Origin of the sequence: Massilia sp. METH4 (genome assembly GCF_037094685.1) — a bacterium.
Classification (GTDB): domain Bacteria; phylum Pseudomonadota; class Gammaproteobacteria; order Burkholderiales; family Burkholderiaceae_D; genus Rugamonas.
On record NZ_CP146614.1, the window covers coordinates 2,078,579 to 2,100,152 of the forward strand.

23 protein-coding genes and 1 tRNA gene are annotated in these 21,574 nt (G+C 64.8%); 14 read left to right on the forward strand and 10 right to left on the reverse strand.

The window, feature by feature from the left end:
* The 8 genes from V6Z91_RS09305 (at position 1) to V6Z91_RS09340 (ending at position 9,247) form a co-directional block, all read left to right on the forward strand.
* On the forward strand, positions 1-1,413 hold the full coding sequence (locus V6Z91_RS09305; RefSeq protein ID WP_338769538.1) for a cytochrome bc complex cytochrome b subunit: 1,413 nt from the start codon (positions 1-3) through the stop codon (positions 1,411-1,413).
* A 21-nt stretch (positions 1,414-1,434) separates the two neighbouring features.
* Complete coding sequence (locus tag V6Z91_RS09310; protein WP_338771780.1) at positions 1,435-2,199, forward strand: cytochrome c1; 765 nt, start codon at positions 1,435-1,437, stop codon at positions 2,197-2,199.
* Between the two features lie 118 nt (positions 2,200-2,317).
* Positions 2,318-2,929 (forward strand): glutathione S-transferase N-terminal domain-containing protein, encoded by a 612-nt coding sequence (locus V6Z91_RS09315; protein ID WP_090436157.1) that lies wholly within the window; start codon positions 2,318-2,320, stop codon positions 2,927-2,929.
* Between the two features lie 91 nt (positions 2,930-3,020).
* Entirely contained in the window at positions 3,021-3,503 is a 483-nt protein-coding gene (locus V6Z91_RS09320) for a ClpXP protease specificity-enhancing factor (protein WP_338769560.1), read from the forward strand.
* Positions 3,504-3,529: 26 nt separating this feature from the next.
* A tRNA-Thr gene (locus V6Z91_RS09325) sits at positions 3,530-3,605 on the forward strand.
* Between the two features lie 447 nt (positions 3,606-4,052).
* A complete protein-coding gene (locus tag V6Z91_RS09330; RefSeq protein ID WP_338769563.1) occupies positions 4,053-7,163 on the forward strand; it encodes a diguanylate cyclase in 3,111 nt (1,036 codons plus the stop codon).
* A gap of 308 nt (positions 7,164-7,471) precedes the next feature.
* Positions 7,472-8,842, forward strand: a complete 1,371-nt coding sequence (locus V6Z91_RS09335) for a hypothetical protein (RefSeq protein ID WP_338769566.1) — start codon at positions 7,472-7,474, stop codon at positions 8,840-8,842.
* A 75-nt stretch (positions 8,843-8,917) separates the two neighbouring features.
* Entirely contained in the window at positions 8,918-9,247 is a 330-nt protein-coding gene (locus V6Z91_RS09340) for a cupin domain-containing protein (protein WP_338769569.1), read from the forward strand.
* A gap of 1 nt (position 9,248) precedes the next feature.
* Here V6Z91_RS09340 and V6Z91_RS09345 read toward each other — a convergent pair whose 3' ends face one another.
* The 9 genes from V6Z91_RS09345 to V6Z91_RS09385 form a co-directional block, all read right to left on the reverse strand.
* The gene (locus tag V6Z91_RS09345; protein ID WP_338769572.1) at positions 9,249-11,072 is read right to left on the reverse strand and encodes a hypothetical protein; all 1,824 of its coding nucleotides are present in this window, start codon (positions 11,070-11,072) and stop codon (positions 9,249-9,251) included.
* A complete protein-coding gene (locus tag V6Z91_RS09350) occupies positions 11,069-11,221 on the reverse strand; it encodes a hypothetical protein (RefSeq protein WP_338769575.1) in 153 nt (50 codons plus the stop codon). Before V6Z91_RS09350 ends, V6Z91_RS09345 begins: the two co-directional genes overlap by 4 nt.
* A complete protein-coding gene (locus tag V6Z91_RS09355) occupies positions 11,218-12,249 on the reverse strand; it encodes a glycosyltransferase family 2 protein (protein ID WP_338769577.1) in 1,032 nt (343 codons plus the stop codon). The genes V6Z91_RS09350 and V6Z91_RS09355 overlap by 4 nt, the downstream gene beginning before the upstream one ends.
* Positions 12,204-12,617, reverse strand: coding sequence for a GtrA family protein (locus V6Z91_RS09360; protein ID WP_338769580.1), 414 nt, complete (start codon positions 12,615-12,617; stop codon positions 12,204-12,206). The genes V6Z91_RS09355 and V6Z91_RS09360 overlap by 46 nt, the downstream gene beginning before the upstream one ends.
* Before the next feature lie 74 nt (positions 12,618-12,691).
* Positions 12,692-13,741 (reverse strand): NAD(P)H-dependent glycerol-3-phosphate dehydrogenase, encoded by a 1,050-nt coding sequence (locus tag V6Z91_RS09365; protein ID WP_338769583.1) that lies wholly within the window; start codon positions 13,739-13,741, stop codon positions 12,692-12,694.
* 60 nt (positions 13,742-13,801) lie between these two features.
* Entirely contained in the window at positions 13,802-14,245 is a 444-nt protein-coding gene (locus V6Z91_RS09370) for an SH3 domain-containing protein (RefSeq protein WP_338769585.1), read from the reverse strand.
* 103 nt (positions 14,246-14,348) lie between these two features.
* A complete protein-coding gene (gene secB / locus V6Z91_RS09375; protein WP_338769588.1) occupies positions 14,349-14,825 on the reverse strand; it encodes a protein-export chaperone SecB in 477 nt (158 codons plus the stop codon).
* Positions 14,826-14,992: 167 nt separating this feature from the next.
* Complete coding sequence (gene grxC, locus V6Z91_RS09380) at positions 14,993-15,253, reverse strand: glutaredoxin 3 (RefSeq protein WP_338769591.1); 261 nt, start codon at positions 15,251-15,253, stop codon at positions 14,993-14,995.
* Positions 15,254-15,268: 15 nt separating this feature from the next.
* Positions 15,269-15,670 carry a rhodanese-like domain-containing protein gene (locus tag V6Z91_RS09385; RefSeq protein ID WP_338769594.1) on the reverse strand — a complete coding sequence of 134 codons (402 nt, stop codon included), beginning with the start codon at positions 15,668-15,670 and terminating at the stop codon, positions 15,269-15,271.
* 102 nt (positions 15,671-15,772) lie between these two features.
* Here V6Z91_RS09385 and gpmA point away from each other — a divergent pair, with 102 nt between their 5' ends.
* The 4 genes from gpmA (at position 15,773) to V6Z91_RS09405 (ending at position 20,403) form a co-directional block, all read left to right on the forward strand.
* Complete coding sequence (gpmA, locus tag V6Z91_RS09390; protein ID WP_338769596.1) at positions 15,773-16,519, forward strand: 2,3-diphosphoglycerate-dependent phosphoglycerate mutase; 747 nt, start codon at positions 15,773-15,775, stop codon at positions 16,517-16,519.
* A gap of 48 nt (positions 16,520-16,567) precedes the next feature.
* Complete coding sequence (locus tag V6Z91_RS09395; RefSeq protein WP_338771781.1) at positions 16,568-18,061, forward strand: peptidoglycan DD-metalloendopeptidase family protein; 1,494 nt, start codon at positions 16,568-16,570, stop codon at positions 18,059-18,061.
* A gap of 108 nt (positions 18,062-18,169) precedes the next feature.
* Positions 18,170-19,660 (forward strand): S41 family peptidase, encoded by a 1,491-nt coding sequence (locus tag V6Z91_RS09400; RefSeq protein ID WP_338769599.1) that lies wholly within the window; start codon positions 18,170-18,172, stop codon positions 19,658-19,660.
* The gene (locus V6Z91_RS09405; protein ID WP_338769601.1) at positions 19,657-20,403 is read left to right on the forward strand and encodes a HesA/MoeB/ThiF family protein; all 747 of its coding nucleotides are present in this window, start codon (positions 19,657-19,659) and stop codon (positions 20,401-20,403) included. Before V6Z91_RS09400 ends, V6Z91_RS09405 begins: the two co-directional genes overlap by 4 nt.
* A gap of 95 nt (positions 20,404-20,498) precedes the next feature.
* Here V6Z91_RS09405 and V6Z91_RS09410 read toward each other — a convergent pair whose 3' ends face one another.
* On the reverse strand, positions 20,499-20,657 hold the full coding sequence (locus tag V6Z91_RS09410; RefSeq protein ID WP_338769602.1) for a hypothetical protein: 159 nt from the start codon (positions 20,655-20,657) through the stop codon (positions 20,499-20,501).
* Here V6Z91_RS09410 and gspG point away from each other — a divergent pair.
* Together gspG and gspH are read left to right on the forward strand one after the other, a co-directional pair.
* Complete coding sequence (gene gspG / locus V6Z91_RS09415; protein ID WP_338769603.1) at positions 20,656-21,099, forward strand: type II secretion system major pseudopilin GspG; 444 nt, start codon at positions 20,656-20,658, stop codon at positions 21,097-21,099. The two genes, V6Z91_RS09410 and gspG, sit on opposite strands and share 2 nt — an antisense overlap.
* Before the next feature lie 15 nt (positions 21,100-21,114).
* Positions 21,115-21,573, forward strand: coding sequence for a type II secretion system minor pseudopilin GspH (gene gspH / locus V6Z91_RS09420; RefSeq protein ID WP_338769604.1), 459 nt, complete (start codon positions 21,115-21,117; stop codon positions 21,571-21,573).
* Position 21,574 lies beyond the last annotated feature (1 nt).

Sequence of the window (21,574 nt, forward strand, 5' to 3'; positions counted from 1 at the left end):
ATGGGCGCATTCAAGGAGACGAAACTGCCGGCCGACGCGCCGGCGGCGCAAAAGGCGCTGGGCTGGATCGACGACCGCTTCCCGCTGACCAAGCTGTGGAACGACCAGTGGGGCCGCTACTATGCCCCGAAGAACTTCAACTACTGGTACATCTTCGGCTCGCTGGCGATGTTCGTGCTGGTGCTGCAGATCGTCACCGGCATCTTCCTGACGATGCACTACAAGCCGGACGCGAACCTGGCGTTCAACTCGGTCGAATACATCATGCGCGAAGTGCCCTGGGGCTGGCTGGTGCGCTACATGCACTCGACGGGCGCCTCGGCATTCTTCATCGTCGTCTACCTGCACATGACGCGCGCGCTGCTGTACGGTTCCTACCGCAAGCCGCGCGAGCTGATCTGGCTGTTCGGCTTCGCCATCTTCCTGTGCCTGATGGCCGAGGCCTTCTTCGGCTACCTGCTGCCGTGGGGCCAGATGTCGTACTGGGGCGCCCAGGTGATCGTCAACCTGTTCGGCGCCATCCCGTTGATCGGGCCGGACCTGTCGCTGTGGATCCGCGGCGACTACGTGGTGTCCGACGCCACGCTGAACCGCTTCTTTGCCTTCCACGTGATCGCCATTCCGCTGGTATTGCTGGGCCTGGTCGCCGCGCACCTGATCGCGCTGCACGAAGTGGGTTCGTCCAACCCGGACGGCATCGAGGTGAAGGAAAACCTGGGTCCGGACGGCCACCCGGTCGACTCGATCCCGTCGCACCCCTACTACACGGTGCATGACCTGTTCGGCGTGTCCGTGTTCCTGCTGATCTTCTCGGCCGTGGTGTTCTTTGCGCCGGAAATGGGGGGGTACTTCCTGGAGTACAACAACTTCCTGCCGGGCGACCCGCTCAAGACGCCGTTGCACATCGCGCCGACCTGGTACTTCACGCCGTTCTACTCGGTGCTGCGCGCCACCACAGCCGACTTCATGTGGGTGCTGATGGCCGCCGTGGCCGCCTACGTGTGCTTCCTGTGGCTAAAGTCCCGGCTCGCCTACCGCACCAAGGTCGTCATCGCCGTCGTCGCGCTCGTCGCCATCATCGGCATGCTGCCGCAGGTGCTCGATGCGAAGTTCTGGGGCGTCGTCTTCTTCGGCAGCTCGGTGGTGATCCTGGCGTTCCTGCCATGGCTGGACCACTCGCCGGTGAAGTCGATCCGCTACCGCCCGACCTGGCACAAGGTCCTTTATGCGCTGCTGGCCATCGCCTTCCTGGCGCTGGGCTACCTGGGCACGCAACCGCCGTCGCCGGGCGGCACCATCGTGTCGCAGGTGGCCACGCTGTATTACTTCGCGTTCTTCCTGCTGATGCCGTGGTGGAGCACGATGGGCACCTTCAAGAAGGTCCCCGATCGCGTCACCTACCACGGACACTGACACTGGCAAAGGACACGAATGATGAAATTCACCAAGAAGTTTCTCGCCCTGCTGACGTTGTTGCCGGCGCTGGCCCTCGGGGCCGAAGGCGGCCACCCGCTGGACCGGGCGCCGGACCGGTCCACCAACATGGCGGCATTGCAGAACGGCGCCAAGCTGTTCGTCAATTACTGCCTGAACTGCCATAACGCCTCGTCGATGCGGTACAACCGCCTGCGCGATATCGGCTTGTCGGAGGATCAGATCCGCAACAACCTGCTGTTCACCGGCGAAAAAGTGGGCGAATTGATGACCACGGCAATGCCCGCCAAGGACGCCAAGGCCTGGTTCGGCGTGGTGCCGCCCGACCTGTCCGTGATTTCACGCGCCAAGGCGGGCCCGGCCGGTTCCGGCGGCGACTACCTGTATACGTACCTGCGCACCTTCTACAAGGACGATACGCGGCCGACCGGCTTCAACAACCTGGTCATCCCGAACGTGGCGATGCCGCACGTGCTGTGGCAGTTGCAAGGCGTGCAAGCGGCCAAGTGGGTGGACGAGAAGGACCCGCACGATCCGAGCAAGACGATCCACAAGTTCGCCGGCTTCCAGCAGGTGACGCCCGGCACCATGAGCCAGCTGGAGTTCGACACGGCGGTGGCCGACCTGGTCGGGTACATGGAATGGATGGCCGAACCGGCCCAGCAGACGCGCAAGCGGCTCGGCGTGGCCGTGCTGCTGTTCCTGTCGGCCTTTGCCTTCCTGGCCTGGCGCCTGAACGCCGCGTATTGGAAAGAAGTCAAATAAAAATTTGATTTCTGCTTGCCGATTTTGGTAAGGTCACGATTTTGCTCCGCACGATTGCGGCATTCGGGGTGAACCGCTCGCGGTTTCGCCCCCTTTGTTTTCTTAAGGAACTACCAACATGATGGTTCTCTACTCGGGCACCACCTGCCCATTCTCGCAGCGCTGCCGCCTGGTCCTGTTCGAAAAGGGCATGGACTTCGAAGTGCGCGACGTCGACCTGTTCAACAAGCCAGAAGACATCTCGACGATGAATCCGTATGGCCAGGTGCCGATCCTGGTCGAACGCGAATTGATCCTGTACGAATCGAACATCATCAACGAATACATCGACGAGCGCTTCCCGCACCCGCAACTGATGCCGGCGGACCCGCTGATGCGTGCCCGTGCCCGCCTGATGCTGTTCAACTTCGAGAAGGAACTGTTCGTGCACGTGCACACGCTGGAAAGCGAGCGCAACAAGACGAACGACAAGAGCCACGACAAGGCCCGCGCCGAAATCCGCGACCGCCTGACCACGCTGGCACCGCTGTTCCTGAAGAACAAGTACATGCTGGGCGACGAATTCTCGATGCTCGACGTGGCCGTGGCCCCGCTGCTGTGGCGCCTGGACCACTACGGTATCGAACTGTCGAAGACGGCCGCGCCGCTGATGAAGTACGCTGAACGCATCTTCTCGCGCCCCGCCTACATCGAAGCGCTGACGCCGTCCGAGAAGGTGATGCGCCGGTAATTGCCGCCGCGCGGCAGTTTCGCGCTCAGTGTCACGCGAGCTCACGCAGTACCGGCGCCGCCCGCGCGGCGCCGGTTTTGAAGAAGAAATCATGGCAGAAATTTCTACCAAGCCCTACATGCTGCGCGCCATCTACGAGTGGTGCACGGACAGCGGCTACACGCCCTACCTGGCCGTCAAGGTCGATTCCGCAACCACGGTGCCGATGGAATACGTAAAAAAGGGTGAAATCGTATTGAACATCAGCTACGGCGCCACGTCGGGCCTCAAGATGGACAACGACAGCATCCGCTTCCATGCCCGCTTCGGCGGCGTGTCGCGCGAGATTTTCATCCCCGTCAATAATGTGATGGCGATCTACGCCAACGAAAACGGCCAGGGCATGGCGTTCGAGCCGGTGCTGGGCCAGGCGCCGGCTCCCGCACCCGCCGCGGAACCACCCGCGCCGGCGTTGTCGTCAGTACCGTCGCCTTCCGCTGCGCCCGCGCCAGCAAAGTCCGAAGACAACGGCCCCGACGATGGCGGCGACGGCCCGAAGAAGGGCGGCCGGCCGACCCTTACCAGGATCAAATAGCGTATAATCGTTGCTCTTGAGATCACGCCGGCTTAGCTCAGTTGGTAGAGCAGTTGATTTGTAATCATCAGGCCGCGGGTTCGATTCCTGCAGCCGGCACCAGAATTTCGGCGTTGACACAGTGCCTCAGGTTTAACCGACCTGAGGCATTTGTCTTTCTGGAACGCGGAGGGAGCACGCCCAGTGCGCTCAGCAGTTACAGGGGCGCACGGCAAGCATCGTTCTTGCCCCTTCTCGACCCGCCAGGCACCTGCCGGGCACGTACGGTCATACAAGCTGGCCGACCGCGTCGAGGACTTTCGACAGTAATGTGATACGGCCGGTTGGGCTCGCAAAACCAGCGAGGCGCCGGGTCACCGCCCAAACGACTGCATACTTCGGCATCGCACCGAGTTGCGCTATGCTCAGGTTTCATACCGGAAGTGGAGTATGCCGATGGAGCCGACAGGAGAACATTGCGGTCCCGGACTGTTGCATTCGCATGCAGTACGCGGATTCCGGCCCGAATACGGTATATAGTTATTCCTAGTGGAAATAAAATATACCGTAATGCTATACCTGCGCCGATTTCTCAGCTGTCTGGCCCTGCTGGCACTGCTCCCGCTTCCCGGCATCGTTCACGCGGCAGCGCCCGCGCCGTGGTCCGCACTTGCCCATACGTCGTTTATTCACCACAAGGCCCCATCGCTGGGCTTGGGCATCGCCCTCGCACAGGACGGCCAGGGATTCATCTGGCTCGGTACGCAGACCGGGCTCATGCGCTGGGACGGTTTCCAGTTCCGGCGCTATCAAGCAGCCCCCGGTAAGGCCGGCTCCCTGCCGGACAGCTATATTCTCAGCTTGTACGTCGACAGCAGGGGACGCCTGTGGATCGGCACCAATAGCGGCGGGGTTGCGCGCTACGATGCCGCGCATGACAATTTCATCACCGTGGGCGTGGGAAAGGGCGGCCTGAGCCATGTCCAGGTGACCTCGCTGGCGGAGGATGGAAAAGGCGGCATGTGGGTCGGCACGGGCGCCGGGCTGGAACGCATCGATGCGGCAGGTGCCGTGCATGGCGCGCACAGCGGTGCTCCGCAGCTCGACAGCACGGCGTTCGCCAATAGCGGTATCGAGTCGCTGCTGCGCGAACGCAGCGGGGCACTGTGGATCGGCACGAAAAAAGGTTTGTGGCGGCGCAGCGCGGATGACCAGCCGCTCGTGCCGGTGCACCTGCCGGTCGAAGGCGCCAGCCAGCCCACGGTCAGCAGGCTTTACCTTGATAGCGCTGGCAGGCTCTGGATCGGCACGCGGGCCAATGGCGCGTTCGTGCTGACCGATGCACGCCAGGGCCCGGTCGCGCTGCGCGAGTCGCCGGCACCGTCGACATTGCAGAACGAGCGGATTTTTTCCATCGTGGAGAAGACTGCCGGCGTGATATGGCTGGGAACCGAAGGGGGCGGAATCGTCGAGGTCGACGTCGAACGCGGGCGCACGCATCGCATCAAGCACCATGCGGAAATCTCTGACAGCCTGATCGACGACGATGTCAGTGCACTGTTGCGCGATCACAGCGGACAGGTATTTGCCGCCACGATGGATGGCCTCAGCCAGCACGACCCGCGGGCGAAAGGCGTCATTACCATCCGCTCGATGGGGGATCCCATGAAGCTCGACGTGCCGAGCGTGCTGGCGCGGCCGGATGGCACCGTATGGTTCGGCGTCATTTCGGGAAAGATCGAGATCGTCGACCCGAACCTTGGCGTGACGGGGGAATTGGCGCCGGCGACAGGCGCGCGTGATAAGGAACTGTCGAAGAAGGAACTGTCGAAGAAGGGGCTGTCGAAGAAGGGGCTGCCGAAGAGCCGAATCCTGGCGATGGTCAACGGACCCGACGAGACGGTATTCATCGCCACCCAGCACGGCGTGTTTCGCAGTACGGCAGACGGCCGCGACATCCGGCGCATCGATATCGCCGGGCGGCCGGGCGACAGTCCGACCTGGAGCCTAGCCTGGCAAGACGGTGTGCTGTGGCTGGGCGGGCCGGATGGTATCTGGGGCCTGAGCGTGGCGCCGGACGGCGCGGCGCAAGTGATTCGCCATGAAGAACGCGCGCTGGGCGACTCCCGTGTCACGGCAATCCGCGCGTTGGCGGACGGCAGCGTCTGGATCGGTACCATGGCGGGCCTGGCCAGGCTCGACACCAGGACCGGCGCAGTGGAGCGGGTGCCGCTCGATCCTGCCGAGCAGACGGGCACGCCAGGCAATTATGTGTCGTCGATCATCCAGGATGCGAGGGGACGCATCTGGATTTCCACTTTTTCGTCGGGTATCGCCGTGCTGGAAGGCACCGACGCGCAGGGGCGGCGCAGGTTCCGCCGCTTCGGCACCGCCGAAGGGCTTCCCGACAACGGCGTGAACGCCCTCGTGCATGATGCGAGCGGCCGGATCTGGATCAGTACCGACAACGGCCTGGCGGGGATCGATACGGCTACGTTCGCCATACGAAAACTCGGCATCGAGGATGGCCTGCAGGTGCCGGCCTACTGGATTGGCGCGGGGGCGCGGACGCCGGCCGGCGATATCGTGTTCGGCGGCGTCTCGGGCGTGACCGTCCTGCGGCCGGACCGGCTGAAACGGCCCGGTTACATGACTTCCATGGCCATCACGCAGGTATCGCTGGGAGGACGGACCATGACCACGGTGCCGTCGAAGGGGCGGGTCATCATGCCGCTGCAGATCGCGCCGGACGAGCGCGAGCGCGGCATCGCGCTGGAGTTCTCCGCGCTCGATTTCGCGCCTCCCGGCTACCGCCGCTATGCCTACCGGCTCGAAGGTTTCGACCGCGGCTGGATCGAAACCGCTGCCGTGCCGCCACGCGCGAGCTACACGAACCTGCCGCCGGGGATTTACACGCTCGAACTGCGTGGCACGGCAGACGGTGGAGGCGACGCCATCCTGCACGTACCTGTCGTCGCGCTGCCCGCCTGGTATCAGAAGACGTGGGTACATGTCGTGGCCGGCCTGTGCGTGCTGCTCCTGCTCGTGCTGCTGATGCAAGCCCGTACTTCGCTGTTGCGCCGGAAAAAACGCGAACTGGAAGCGATCGTTGCCGACCGTACAGCCGAGTTGCGCGCTACCCAGGCCCGGCTCGAGGAAATGGCCTATGGCGACACGCTCACGGGTCTGCCGAACCGACGCCTGTTCAACGATACGCTGCGCCGGATGACCGCGCAGGCGGCGCGTGGCGGCCAGCCATTCGCCCTGCTGCTGGTGGACCTCGATCATTTCAAGTCGATCAACGATACGCTGGGGCACGATGCCGGCGACGCGCTTCTCGTCACTGCCGCGGAGCGTCTCCGGTCGGTCGTGCGGGAAGGCGACCTCGTCGCGCGCCTGGGAGGAGACGAATTCGCGATCCTGCTGGCGCCGGGCTTCGAACCCGCGGTCGTGCGCGATATCTGCGAGCGGATCGTGGCGGCCATCGCCACGCCGATCATCCACGGCGCGCACACGATGCAGATCAGCGCAAGCGTTGGCGTGGCAGGCTATGCGAAGGAGCAGGACAGCGCGGAGCGGCTTTACAAGTGCGCCGATATCGCGCTGTACAAATCCAAGGAAGCGGGGCGCAATACCTGGTCTTCATACGAAGCCAGCGACTCGCCGCCGGCCACTGGTTGATTACGGCGCTGGCCTTGCGTTCCGACCCGCACCGGGCTGATTCAGTGCTGATCCAGTGCCGGCGCGGCAGATGCCGGCGATTCGCCGCTGTCGCCACTCAGGCAGCGCTTGCCAAAGGGGCGCATTGTCGCGTCTTGGCACGGACAGCCTGGGCAGCGCTTCGTTCATCGGGGTGGGTGGCGCCAGCCCGCGTCCGGGACGAGACATTTTCATGCCTGCTATCATCGCACTCTTTCAGATCAAGCAGCCGGTATCGCTTTTTCGCGCAGTGGCGCGGAACATCCGAAGCCGGCGCACCGGAGCGTTGAATGAATCAATCCGTGGCAAGCGGCTATGCTCGGCCATCGAACTGGCAGGATTTCGAACGGGTGTCGACCGCCCTGTTATCCGATGTCCATGGTACCCGCATGCGCCGTTGGGGCAGTGCGGGCCAGCGGAAGGATGGCGTCGATGCGTGGGCGACATTGCCGGATGGTCGCATCATCGCCGCGCGCCTCGAAGGCCGCACCGACCATTACGCACAGCCGCTGGCGAAAGCCGATATCGACACAGCACTGTCGGAAGTGGCAAGCTTTCCTCATCCGCTGGCTGAATTCATCTTGCTGTCGGCCGGCCCGGACGATGCCGGACTCCAGGCCTACGCAGCCACGCTGAGCGCCAACCGCCAGGCGACAGGAAAATCTTCGGTAGCCGTCTGGGGCTGGCAAACGATCAGTTCGCAGATCAGCGCGCATCCGAAGGTGCGCGACCGGTTCTACGGCCGGGAGGGCGGTTCCTCCCTGGGCAAGAAGCTCACGCTGCTGGCGGCCGCCCTGCTGGTCGTGGCCGGCGGCGCCGGTTCGCTGTTCCTGGGCAAGAACGCCATCGATGCGTCGCGGGCCAAGCCGGAAAATCCCGCAGCCAACGTGGGCGGCATCGCCGCCAACCTGGACGAACTGAACGGCACGTACCGGCAATGCCTGGCGCTGCTGGGGAAAGATGTCTTCACGTTCAGCCGCGAGTTGATCGATACCTGTCGCGATCCCGCCGCGGCCCAGCTGGCCGCGCTGTCGAAGAAGGTCGACAAGCAGCGTTCCGGCTTCGATCAGCAAACGCAGGCGGAATTGTCGCGCCTGCTCGTGATCTTCCACGAGGACGTGCGCGAGGCGGCGGCGGTTACGGCGGCTGCCCATGCATTCGATAACGACGTCGTGCAAGCGATGAAGGATCGTTGCGGGGCGGGGGCGAAGTCGCAGCCTGACGAAGCCGCGGTGCGGCGCGCCGGCAACCAGGCCGTGGCGGCAGAGGTGCGCTACTACTACCTGCTTAGGGATTTCATCATTCCCGAAATGGCGGTGGCCAAGGAAATCCTCCAGCTGCATGCCAGCGGCAAGCCGGCGCCGGAGCAAATGCAGGCGGCGGCCGGGCGCATGGAGCAGTTGCTGACGGAACGCACGAAATACACGCCGGGCCAGCCGCGCTGGCCGTTCATGCTGTCCTCCATGAAGCAGACCCTGGCGCGGGATGCCGCACTGGGCGCCGAGCAGCGCAACGATGGCGCCGAGGAGGAATACTGGCGCGGCGTGCTGGCACAGGCAGCGACGCAGTCGCTGCGCGGGCGGGCGAAGGATATCGATGCGCTGATCGCTTGCGGCGCCTTGAAGGAAGATGCGCGGGCATTGGCGCGGCCGGGAACCTGAGCCCGTTTTCAATGCAGCGCGGCATCCCGTGCCGCTTTGATAAGATGAGCCCAATGTTCAATTACGGGAGTGCTCATGGCCTTACAACACGCCTCATCGGGACAGGTCATCGCCTTGCAGCGCAGCGGTGAAGATGTGTCGCAATTCTCTTCCATCGCGCTGGCCAAGACCGACGACATCGAATTGATCCGGCTGGTGCTGCCTGCCGGGAAAACGATGCCCGAGCATTGGGTGAAGGGCGAAGTCACGCTGCAATGCCTGTCCGGCGAGATTGCCGTCGATGCGCATGGCCGCACGGCCACCCTGCATGGCGGGGAAATGCTTTACCTGGCCGGCGCTACGCCGCATGCGCTGAAGGCGACGGCGGACTCGGTGGCGCTGCTGACGATCGTCCTCAAAAGCTGATTCACCGGCACAGGTAGCGCACCGCGTACAGCACGCGGGAGCTGCCGAGCGGCACGCCGTTGACGGGGTTCCGGTCCAGCCTCGCCACCTCATCGAGCTGCACGCAGGCGTCGTGCGATAACACGGCGCCCGCCGTGAAGATGTGCGTGACTGCCGCCGCGCGCAGCGGCGCCGCCAGCAGGTGGACCGCCTGCGGCGCGGTCAGGTTCGGCGGCAAGCGGAACATGCGCCGGGCCTCGGGCATGCTCACCACACGATTGGACAGTGCCGCACCAGACAACGGGTAATGCCAGCTGCGGTCGGCAAGATTGACGATCGTCGAGCGGGGCGGCAGGGCGTCCACCGCCGCCGGATATTCGTAGAACGCCGCGCGTACCGTCTGCTTCGACAGCACGATGCGGTCGCCGAAGCCCAACGCCTGCCGCGACAGGAACACGCCCAGCATCGCCACGATACAGATCGCCAGGCCGATATCGAAGGCGCGCCGCCACGGCCCGGCGGCCTGCGTGACGGCCCAGGCCAGCAGCGGCACCGCCAGCGGCAGCGCGGCCAGCACGTAGCGCGGTTGCCGGTCGCCCAGCAGCCACCACGCGCCCACGATGAATCCCGTTGCGAACAGCAGCGCCACCCGTACGGCGTGGACCTTGACGCCATCGCGTGCGATCCCGGCACCGAGTGCCACGGCCGTGCCCGGAATGGCAGCGGCAACGAAGGCGCCGAGGCCGGCGCTGTGCTTGAAGTTCTGGCCATGGCGCTGCGGTTCCGTCCAGGGGTAGACGAGCCACTGCCAGGCTTCGTCCACCCATTCCAGTTCCGTGGCGAGGCGCAAGGCCGGATCGAAATCGGCGGATGGAAGCCAGCCGAACCATGGTCCGATGAGCGGTACGCCGACCGGGTGCAAGGGATTGCCGAGCATGATCGCATTGCGCAAGATCCAGAAGCCCCCGGCCAGCAATGCCACCCCACCGAACAGGGCAGCATTGCGCGATGCGCCGGCCAGATTGCGGCCGCGCGCGCACGCCACCAGCCCGACGGCCATTGCACTAAGCAGGTGCAGGCTCTTGAAGCCGAATGCCAGCCCGGCGCAGAGCCCGGCCAGCGCCATCGCCACGCCTGGACGCAGCGGCGACAGCACGAAGCACATCGCCAGTGCGGCGAAGGCAATGCCGCCGATATCGGCGCCCAGCTCCACGGAAGAGAACGCGATCATCGGCACGCCCAGCAGGCCGCAGCAGGCGTACAGCGAGGCCTTGCGGTCCGCTTCGGCCAGCCGGCACAGCGTGTACACGGCCACCATGAGCGGCACCAGCAGGAGAAGGTTGGCGGCGGCCACCAGCCGCTCCGGCAGCGCCTCGAGCAATACCGCCCACAGCACGCTGGCGTTGGCTGGGAAGGTGTGGGGGAAGTTGGCGTCCCATGCGGTCAGCGAATGCGTTTGCAGCAGGTGGACGGACAGGGGCAGGTGGTAAGCCATGACCTCGTAGCCCTGCGGGCGGCCAAAGACCAGCATGGCCCCGGCAACGAGAAATGCGGCCAGTGCCAGCAGCGGCAGGAAGCCCCGGCTGCCGCGCGAGCGCGAGAAGGACACGGGTGCCACGGGAACCAGCCGCACCGTCAGTGCCACGGCAAGCAGGAGCAGCGCCGCATTGGCCGTCGTGGCGACGGGGATGCCGGTGGCCAGTTCGAGCGTGCCCAGCACGTGAAACGGCAGGAGGAATGCGGCGAAGAACATGGCTACCACGACCAGGCCGCGCCCGGCGGCGAACCAGCGCCTGACGAGCACGGCAGTCCACGCGCACAGCAGCAGGTAGAAGAAGGCGCTCACCGCAGGTGCTCCGCGACCGCGTGCGCCGCCTGCCACAGCATCAGCAGGTGGTTGCGGATGCCTTCGCTGCAGGCGAAGTACACGATGGCGGAACAGGCCGACAAGCCGGCGGGCACTTTCGACACCAGCGCCAACGAAAGCCGGCTCATGGTTTCTCCTTGTCGAAGCCATTGCCGCATACCGACTCGACATGGAAGCGGGGCCGCTTCTTCGTCGATTCGTACACCTTGGCCAGGTATTCGCCGATGATTCCCAGGCTCAGCAACTGCACACCGCCCAGCAGGTACATGGGAATGACGGCGGAAGCCCAGCCCGGCACCGCCTGGTCCGTGAACACGCGGATACCCAGCGCCCACGCAGCCAGCAGCAGGCTGCCCAGCGACACGAGGGCGCCCGCGCCGGTGATCAGGCGCAGCGGGTAGGCGGTAAACGAGGTGACGCCCTGCCATGCCAGCGACAGCATCTTGCGCAGCGGGTATTTCGATTCGCCCGCGAAGCGGGGCGCACGCTCGAATTCCACGACCGAGGTCCGGTAGCCCAGCTGCGGAATCAAGCCGCGCAGGAACAGGTGGGTTTCCTCGTAGCCGCGCAGGCTTTCGATCGCGCGCCGGCTCATCAGGCGGAAATCGGCGTGATTGAACAGCACCTGCACGCCGAGGAAGGACAGCAGCCGGTAATAGGCTTCGGCGGAGGTGCGTTTGAAGAAACTGTCCGCATCGCGGCGGCGCCGCACCGCGCAGACGATCTCGCTGCCGGCGCGATAGGCCTCGATCATGCGCGGGATGGCCTCGAGGTCGTCCTGAAGGTCGGCATCGAGGCTCACCAGCACGCCGCCGGGCGCCGTCAACAGGCCGCACAGCAGCGCGTTCTGGTGCCCTCGGTTGCGGCTCAGCTTGATGCCGCACACGCACGGGAAGGCCGCCGCGTAGTCGGCGATCAGCCGCCAGGTGCAATTCGTGCTGCCGTCGTCCACATAGTAGATGGCGCTGCCGGGGGCCGCGCCGCCTTCCGCCTCGAGCCGGGCCAGCAGCGCCACCAGCCGGCGCGTGGTTTCGGGAAGGACTTCCTGCTCGTTAAAGCACGGCAGCACGAGGCTCACGACCGGCGCCGGCCGCAGTTCCGGGCACAGCGCTAGTCCCTTCTGAAAGTCCAGGCGCCATGGATCATGTAATTCCATACGATTACTCCCAGGGTGGTGAGCAGTTGGGCTGGTACGGCAGGCATGCCGGCGCGCATCAGCGCGGTCAGCAACAGGTGGTTCAGCAGCAGGCGGGTTGCGGCCACGAGCGCGAAGCGGGGCGCGGTCACGCGGCGCGCTTCATTGCCATGGAAAGTGAGCTGCTCGTTCAGCAGGTAGTTCAGCAGTGCGGCGAGGGCGAAGCCGATGCCCGATGCGGTACCGGGCACCAGGCCGGCGCGCATCAACGCCAACATTGCGAGGTAATGCGGGTAGTGCGCGGCCGTGGATGCGCCACCCACGCACAGGAAGGCAACGAGGCTGCGCGCCGAGAAGTTGGCACGCCTGGTGGAGAAGAGAGTGGGCATGGATGACGGACGGGCAAGCAGACCCGTCAAGTCTATCCATGCGTATCAGGGGACGATCGCGATTGGATCAAACGTCATTTGGAAGCGGGCGTGAGTGTCTCATCGCGGGGATCGCGCGCCAGCATGCGGGCCACGAGCGTCTCCGGTTTCACACTGTCGAACAGCATCGATGCCACGCCATTGGTAAGGGGCATGTCCACGCCCATGCGCGCGGCCAGTTCGCGCACGGCCTTGGCGCAGGGCACGCCTTCGGCCACATGGCCCAGTTCGGCCACGATCGTGTCCAGCGCCTTGCCCTGTGCCAGGCCCAGGCCCACGCGCCGGTTGCGCGACAGGTCGCCCGTGCAGGTAAGGATCAGGTCGCCCATGCCCGTCAGGCCCATGAAGGTCTCGATATTGCCGCCCAGCGCCGTGCCCAGGCGGGTAATCTCCGCCAGGCCACGGGTGATCAGCGCCGCGCGGGCATTCATGCCCAGGCCCATGCCGTCGGCACAGCCGGTGGCGATCGCCATCACGTTCTTCACGGCCCCGCCGACTTCCACGCCGATCAGGTCGTCGCTCGAGTACACGCGCATCGTGCCGCCATGTACCGCTGCCACCACGCAATCGCGCAGGGCGCTCGAGGTCGAAGCAATCGTCAGGGCACATGGCAGGCCGCGCGCCACTTCCTGCGCGAACGACGGACCGGACAGCGCGCCGCCGGCGATGCCCTCGCCCAGCACTTCGCTGAAGATCTGGTGCGGCAGCAAGCCCGTCTCGTACTCGAAACCCTTGCACAGCCAGACGAGGTTCGGAATCGGCCGGCCTTTCAGGCTGTGCAGCAACGGCCGCAGGCCGGCCACCGGCGTGGCCGCGATCAGCAGGCCGTCGTGCCCGTCGGCATCGCGCTGCGTGTGGGCCACGGCCGCGTCGAAATCGGCGGTAACGCGCAAACCGGGGGGGAAGGGAAACCCCGGCAGGTAATGGGTGTTGTCGCGCGCGGCGGCAATGTCCGCCATGGCAGCCGCATTACGCCCCCACAGCATGACGTCATGGCGCGCGGCCACCGCGATGGCGACGGCGGTGCCCCAGGCGCCGGCGCCCAGGACGGTGATACGGCGCCGTATCGGTTGATTCTCTTGCATATTGGAAACCCCGATATCGCTGCTGCGATATCCAAAAATCACATCACCGCCAGTGCGGTATCAAAAACCCCAAATGTCGCCGCTGCGCACATAGCCGGCCAGGCCGTCGCGGTGCCGCACCTTGATCCAGCCGTTGGTGCCGGGTTCGCCCAGCTCCAGCAGCACGCCCTTGTCGGCCGTGAAGACCACGGTGGATGCCTCGTCCTCGGCCGCGCGAACCTTCGCGTTATGCACGCGCACGATGACATTGCGGCGGCTGGACAGCCCGCGCGCCGGTGTCCAGGCCAGGTCGCCGGAAACGTCGCGCACCTTGACCCAGTCGCCATAGGTCAGCACGACTTCCAGCGGCGCGCCGCGCGGCACGACGAACAGCTTGACGCCCTTCGTGGAGGGAGCGTCGTACAGCACGGCAGGCGCCGCGCCAACCGTCTTGAAATCGGCAGCCCAGCCGGCGGCGCACGCCAGGGACAACGCGGCGCCCATTATCAAGCGGGTAATACTCATTGCAAAAAACTTTCGTCCAAAATGATCAAAGGCCACGACGGGCCTTTGATATGGGGAGAAGCCGGCGGCAGGGAAGGACCCGGCCACTGGCGGTTCTGCGGAATTACTGAACGGTGTTGGTGCCTTCGGCGGTCTTGGCCTGCTGTTCGGCCAGTGCCTGCAGGCGCTGCTGGTAGAACACTTCGAAGTTGATCTCGGCCAGGTGCACCGGCGGGAAGCCCGCGCGGGTGATCAGGTCGGCGATGTTGGCACGCAGGTACGGGTACACGATGTTCGGGCAACCGATGCCCAGCAGCGGGTCCAGCTGTTCGGCCGGGATATTGCGCGCTTCGAAAATGCCTGCCTGCTTGCCTTCCACCAGGAACGCCACCTTGTCGCCCACCTTGGCGGTCACGGTGATCGTCACCGTGGATTCGAAGATGCCTTCCTGCAGGGGCACGGCGCCCACGTCCAGGGCCACTTCGATCGACGGGGCTTGCTGTTCCAGGAAGATCGCCGGGGAATTCGGCTGTTCCAGCGACATGTCTTTCAGGTAGACGCGTTGGATTTGGAATACGGGTTGCAGGTTTTCGTCAGACATGGAACGCTTTCAATGAATTGGACAGATGATTATCGTCGTCCGCCCCGGCCTGTCGTGCGGGCCTGGATCAAACGCGTGGGCAATTGTAGCAAAACAAATATGCCTGCCAGCCTTTTTTTGCCCCGCGTTGTAATTATATTAACCGCCGGAAATCGGCGACGAAAATCTCAGCCGTTCAGCAGCGGATCGAGGCGGCCGGCCTGGTCCAGCGCGTACAGGTCATCGAAGCCGCCCACGTGGGTATCGCCCACGTAGATCTGCGGCACGGTGCGGCGGCCGGTCTTCTGCATCATCACCTGGCGCTGGGCCGGGTCGAGGTCGACGCGGATCTTGTCGATGTTCTTGATGCCCTTGCTTTCCAACAGCCGTTCGGCACGAATGCAATATGGGCACACGGCGGTGGTGTACATCGTTACTTGAGCGGTCATGGCAGTATCCTTCCTTTATTTGGTGATCGGCAGCCCCTGGGCTTTCCACGCTTCGATGCCGCCGTCCAGGACGACCACATCGGCAAACCCCGCCTTTTCCAGAATCTTCGCGGCGCCGTAGGCGCGCGTCCCTTTTTGGCAGACGACGATGGCCGTCCGGTTCTTGAATTTTTCCAGCTCGCCGCTGCGCTTGGCCAACTCGGCCAGCGGGATATTCTTCGCATCCGGCAGGTGGCCTTCACCGAAAGCGGCAGCGTCGCGTACGTCCACAATGGTGGCTTTGGCTCGGTTTATCAACAGCGTGACCTGCTGCGGGGATGCCTTTTTACCCCGCTGCGCAAGCGCCGGCCACAGCAATGCACCGCCCGACAGCACCGCGATGCCGACGAGAAAAATATGGTCGATGATGAATTTCACTTAGCTTCCATTGGTTGAAGTCAATCCGCGCATTATAAAATAGAAGACGAACAACGGCTCCGGCTGAAGATTTTCCATCCTACCTCTAAAAAAGATTGCCCTATGTACAAAATTGTTTTCATGCGTCATGGTGAGTCCACGTGGAATCTCGAGAATCGCTTCACCGGCTGGACCGACGTCGACCTGACCGAGAAAGGCGTGAAGGAAGCCAAGGCCGCCGGCGAAGTGCTGAAAAAGGAAGGCTACACGTTCGACCTGTGCTACACCTCGGTGCTCAAGCGCGCGATCCGCACGCTGTGGCTGACGCTCGATGAAATGGACCTGATGTACCTGCCCGTCAAGAACGACTGGCGCCTGAACGAGCGTCACTACGGCGCCCTGCAGGGCCTGGACAAGGCCGAGACGGCCGCCAAGTTCGGCGACGCGCAAGTGCTGGTCTGGCGCCGCAGCTACGACACGCCGCCGCCCGCGTTGGAAGAAGGCGATGACCGCGCGTCGTTCAATGACCCGCGCTACGCCGGCCTGCCGAAGGAACAGATTCCGCTGACCGAATGCCTGAAGGACACCGTGGCCCGCGTGCTGCCGGCATGGAACGAGGAAATCGCGCCGCAGATCAAGGCCGGCAAGCAGATCCTGATCTCTGCCCACGGCAACAGCCTGCGCGCGCTGATCAAGATGCTGGACAATATCAGCGACGAGGAAATCGTCGGCCTGAACATTCCGAACGGCCAGCCGCTCGTGTATGAGCTGGACGAAGACCTGAAGCCGATCCGTCACTATTACCTGGGCGACGCGGATGCGATCGCCGCCGCGCAGGCAGCCGTGGCCAACCAGGGCAAGGCCAAGTAACGCTCGATGTCAGTGAACCGTTCGCGGCGCGCCGGCGCCTGGCTTTCCATGCTCGGCATTGCCGCGGCGCTGGCTTTCGGCGGGGGCGATGCCCTCGCCGCCGCCAAACAAACCAACCGCAGCAAGCAGAAGGCCGCCGCCGAGGCGGAACGCATCGCGCTGCAACAGAAACTCAATGCCCTGAAGCGCGACATCGGCCAGACCGAGAGTGCGCGCGAGGATGCGGCCGACACGCTGGCCGAGTCCGAAGAAGCGATCTCGAACGCCAACCGCCAGTTGCGCGAGCTGGCTGCCGAGACCGCGACAACGAATGAAAAGATCGCCGCGCTGTCCGCCGAACGCGAGCGGCTGGCCGCTACCATCGCCGCCCAGAAGGCGCAGTTGGCGAAACTGCTGCGCGAGCAGTACGTGGCCGGCAACGAGGACCGCATCAAGCTGCTGCTCTCCGGCGACAACCCGAACCGCATCAATCGCGACCTGCAATTGATGTCCTATGTATCGCAGAAACAGGCGCAGCTGATCGAAGCGCTGCGCACCAACCTTGCGGCCGTGGAAACGAACCAGGCTGAAGCACAGAATGCCCGCGACGAGCTGGTGGAGATCGCCGAGGAAGAGCGCCAGCAGAAAGCGGTGCTGGAACAGCAGAAGGCCAAACACGCCGCGCTGGTGGCGAACCTGTCGCAAAAACTCGATACGCAGCGCAAGGAAGCGGGCCGCATCGAGCGCGACGAGCAGCGCATGGGGGCGCTGGTGAACCGGCTGAACAAGCTGATCGAGGAGCAGGCCCGCGCCGCCGCCGCCGAAAAGGCAAGGCAGGAACGCCTGGCGGCCGAGCGCGCGGCGAAAGCGAAGGCCGAGGCGGAAGCGCGGGCACTGGCCGCGGCGAAGGCCAAGGCCGAACGCGAGCGGCTGGCGCGCGAGAGCAAGGCGCACGACAAGGCGCACGACAAGGCGCAGAAGGCCGAGCCGAAGATCGCGCAAAAGCCCGAGACCAGGCCCGAACCGAAGCTGGAGCCGAAGCAGGAATCGAAGCAAGAGTCGAAGCAAGACACTCGGATCGCGCAGCGTGAGCCGGCGAAACCGGAACCGCGCGACGAAGGCGCGGCCCGGCCGTCCGACGTGGCGCTGGCGCCGGCGGCGCCGGCCGGCGCCTTCGCCAGCCTGAAAGGGCAGATGCGTGCCCCGGTCTCCGGACGGGTCGCGGCACGCTTCGGCACCAAGCGCGGCGATGGCCCGGGCTGGAAAGGCATGTTCATCCTGGCCAGCGAAGGCACCGAGATCCGCAGCGTGGCTCAGGGCCGCGTGGTGTTCGCCGACTGGCTGCGCGGCTTCGGTAACCTGATCATCGTCGACCATGGCGGCCAGTACATGAGCATCTATGGCAACAACCAGTCGCTGCTCAAGCGCGTGGGGGACGTGGTGAAGGCCGGCGACGTGATCGCGGCGGCCGGCAACAGCGGTGGCAACGAGGAATCGGGTTTATACTTCGAGCTGCGTCATCAGGGCCGGGCGTTCGATCCGGCCGGGTGGGTGAAGTTCTGAGTCCAGGAAAACCGGTGTCGGGCACCTTTTCCGGAAGGATCGTCCGGAAAAGGTGTCCGACACCAGGCGCTGCCATGCGCTCCTCTGTAGTACCTCAGTGGAACATCAATGGGTAACAAACTCAAGAGTATCGGCCTGATCGGCCTGGGCATGGTGGCCGGCATGGCCGCCTCGATGAACTTTTCGGCGCTGGCGCAGCGGATCGATGCACCGCTGCCGCTGGAGGAATTGCGCCAGCTGTCGGACGTGTTCGGCCTGATCAAGAGCGACTATGTCGAGAACGTGGACGACAAGAAGCTGCTGCAGGAAGCCATTGCCGGCATGGTGTCCTCGCTCGACCCGCATTCGGTGTACCTGGACGAGAAGGCCTTCCGCGAAATGCGCGAATCCGTGCAGGGCAAGTTCGTCGGTATCGGCATCGAGGTCTCCACCGAGGATGGCTATGTAAAGGTGGTCTCGCCGATCGAGGATACGCCCGCATTCAAGGCCGGCATCCGCTCGGGCGACCTGATCACCCGGATCGACAACGTGCCGCTGAAAGGCCTGTCGCTGGAAGAATCGATCAAGAAAATGCGTGGCGAGCCGCGCACCAAGGTCGTGCTGACGATTTCCCGCAAGGGCGAGGACAAGCCGCTGATCGTGCCCATCGTGCGCGAGGAAATCCGCGTGCAGAGCGTGAAGGCGAAAGTGGTGGAACCGGGCTATGTGTGGCTGCGCATCTCGCAGTTCCAGGAGCCGACCGTCGAGGAGATGGTCAAGAAGCTGACCGCCATCTACGAGAAGACGCCGGACGTGAAGGGCATCGTGCTCGACCTGCGCAACGACCCGGGCGGCGTGGTGCCGGGCGCGATCGGCGTGTCGGCGGCATTCCTGCCGAAGGATTCGGTGGTCGTCTCCACCAACGGCCAACTGGCCGACTCGAAGCAGACGTTCTATGCGCGGCCGGAATACTATGCGGGCCGTCACCCGGGCGACCCGCTGGCCAGGCTGCCGGCGGCCGTGAAGACGGTGCCGCTCGTGGTGCTCGTCAATGCCGGTTCGGCTTCCGCTTCGGAGATCGTGGCCGGCGCCCTGCAGGACTACAAGCGCGCCATCGTGATGGGCAGCACCACGTTCGGCAAGGGCTCGGTGCAGACGCTGCGCCAGCTCACCGCCGACACGGCCGTGAAGCTGACCACCGCGCGCTACTACACGCCGAAGGGCCGGGCAATCCAGGCCAAGGGCATCGAGCCGGACGTGCACGTGGACGAAACGGCCGAAGGCGACGGCTTGAACAGCCTGCGCCTGCGCGAGGCCGACCTGGAAAAGCACCTGTCCGGCGACGACAAGGAAAGCCGGCCGGTGCGGCACGACGAGCTGGAGGAAGAGCAGCGCATCCTGGCGCTGGCGAAGAAGCAGAAGCCGATCGAGTACGGCAGCAAGGACGATTTCCAGCTGGCGCAGGCGCTGAACCACTTCAAGGGCTTGCCCGTGAAGCTGGCCAAGGCCGACACGCCGGCCGAGAAGGGCGCCGCGGAAATCCTGGTCAAGCCGGAAACGAAGAGCGATAGCGGCGTGAAGCCGCAAGACAAGAAGGCGCCGCCCACGGAAGTGAAATGAACGACGAACAGCTGCTGCGCTACTCCCGCCACATCCTGCTCGACGAGATTGGCATCGAGGGGCAACAGAAGCTCCTCGCGGCGCGGGTCCTGGTGATCGGCGCCGGCGGCCTGGGCTCCCCGGCCGCGCTGTACCTGGCCTCGGCCGGGGTCGGCCGCCTGACCATCGTTGACGACGACGATGTCGACCTCACCAACCTGCAGCGCCAGATCGCCCACACCACGGCGCGCGTCGGCCAGCCCAAGGCCCTGTCGGCCAAGGAATCGATCGCCGCGATCAACCCGGACGTGCAGGTGGAAGCGCTGATCGAGCGCGTCGACGATGCCCGCCTGGCCGAACTGGTGGCCGGCAGCGACGTGGTCCTCGACTGCACCGACAACTTCAAGACCCGCCATGCCGTCAACCGCGCCTGCGTGGCGGCGCGCGTGCCGCTCGTTTCCGGCGCCGTGATCCGCTTCGACGGGCAGGTCAGCGTGTTCGACCCGCGCAACGAGGCGGCGCCGTGCTATTCCTGCCTGTTCCCGCAGGACCAGGCGTTCGAGGACGTGGCGTGCTCCACCATGGGCGTGTTCGCCCCCCTCGTCGGCGTCGTTGGCGCCATGCAGGCGGCCGAGGCCCTGAAGCTCGTGATGGGCACCGGCACCTCGCTGGCAGGCCGGCTGCTGATGCTCGACGGCTTGCGCATGGAGTGGACCAGCATCGGCGTCGGCCGCGCCGCCGGCTGCCCCGTCTGCGGCCATTGAGCCCCGCCTGGCCCGCGGCGGCGGCGCAAGCGCACCCGACCCGGTGACAGGCACCGGTATTTTTGGAACATGTGTTGCAAAATGACCGGTGCCTGTCACCGTTGTTCGAGAAATATTTCCAAAAGGCCGGTGCCTGTCACCGGTTTTTCCGGGCCATCCGGAAACTTCTCTTTACTTCCTTTTTCACCGTCGTGTAGCAATTCAGGCGTATACTTCAGCACTTTCGCTTTTTTACCGTCCCGCTGAAGCTTCATGAAAAAAGGTCTCCCATCCCCGCGCCGTGCGCGTGGTTTCACCCTCATCGAAATCATGGTGGTCGTTGTCATCATGGGCGTGCTGGCCGCGCTCGTGGTGCCCAAGCTGCTCGCGCGCACCGGCGAATCGAAGGTGGCCGCGGCCAAGGTCGATATCGCGACGATCATGCAATCGTTGAAACTGTATAAGCTCGACAACACCCGTTACCCGACCACCGAGCAGGGCCTGCAGGCGCTGCTGACCAAGCCCACCACCGGGCCGGCTGCCAACGGCTGGAAGGAAGGCGGCTACCTGGAAAAGATGCCGAAGGATCCCTGGGGCTTCCAGTACCAGTACCTGTCGCCGGGCGTGAAGGGCGAAGTGGACGTGTTCTCGCTGGGCGCCGACGGCCAGGTGGGCGGCACGGGCGAGGATGCCGACATCGGCTCCTGGGAAAACTAAGACGTCCATCGCGGCATGCGCCAGCGCGGCTTCACCCTCATCGAGCTGCTTGTCGTGCTGGTCATCATCGGCCTGACGCTGGGCCTGGTGACGATGAACGCCGCGCCATCGCAGCGGCAGGCCATGCAGCAGGAAGCGCAGCGCGTGGCCCTGCTGCTGCAGCTGGCGCGTGACGAGGCGATCGTGCGCAACCGGCCGATCGCCTTCGAGGCCAACGGCCAGGGCTACCGTTTCCTGGTGCGCGATGGCCGCGAATGGAAGACACTGCCGCAAGACGACATGCTGCGCGAACGCGAATTCAAGCGTACCCCGATGACCCTGCTGCTCGATCCCCCCACCAACCTGCCCGGCGCGCCGCTGCGCATCGTGTTCGGCCGCGAACCGGTCGACCGGCCGTTCGTGTTGACGCTGGCCCATGGCGATATCCGCAGCGCGGTCCGGGCCGACGGCATCGGCCACTTCACGGTCGAGTGAC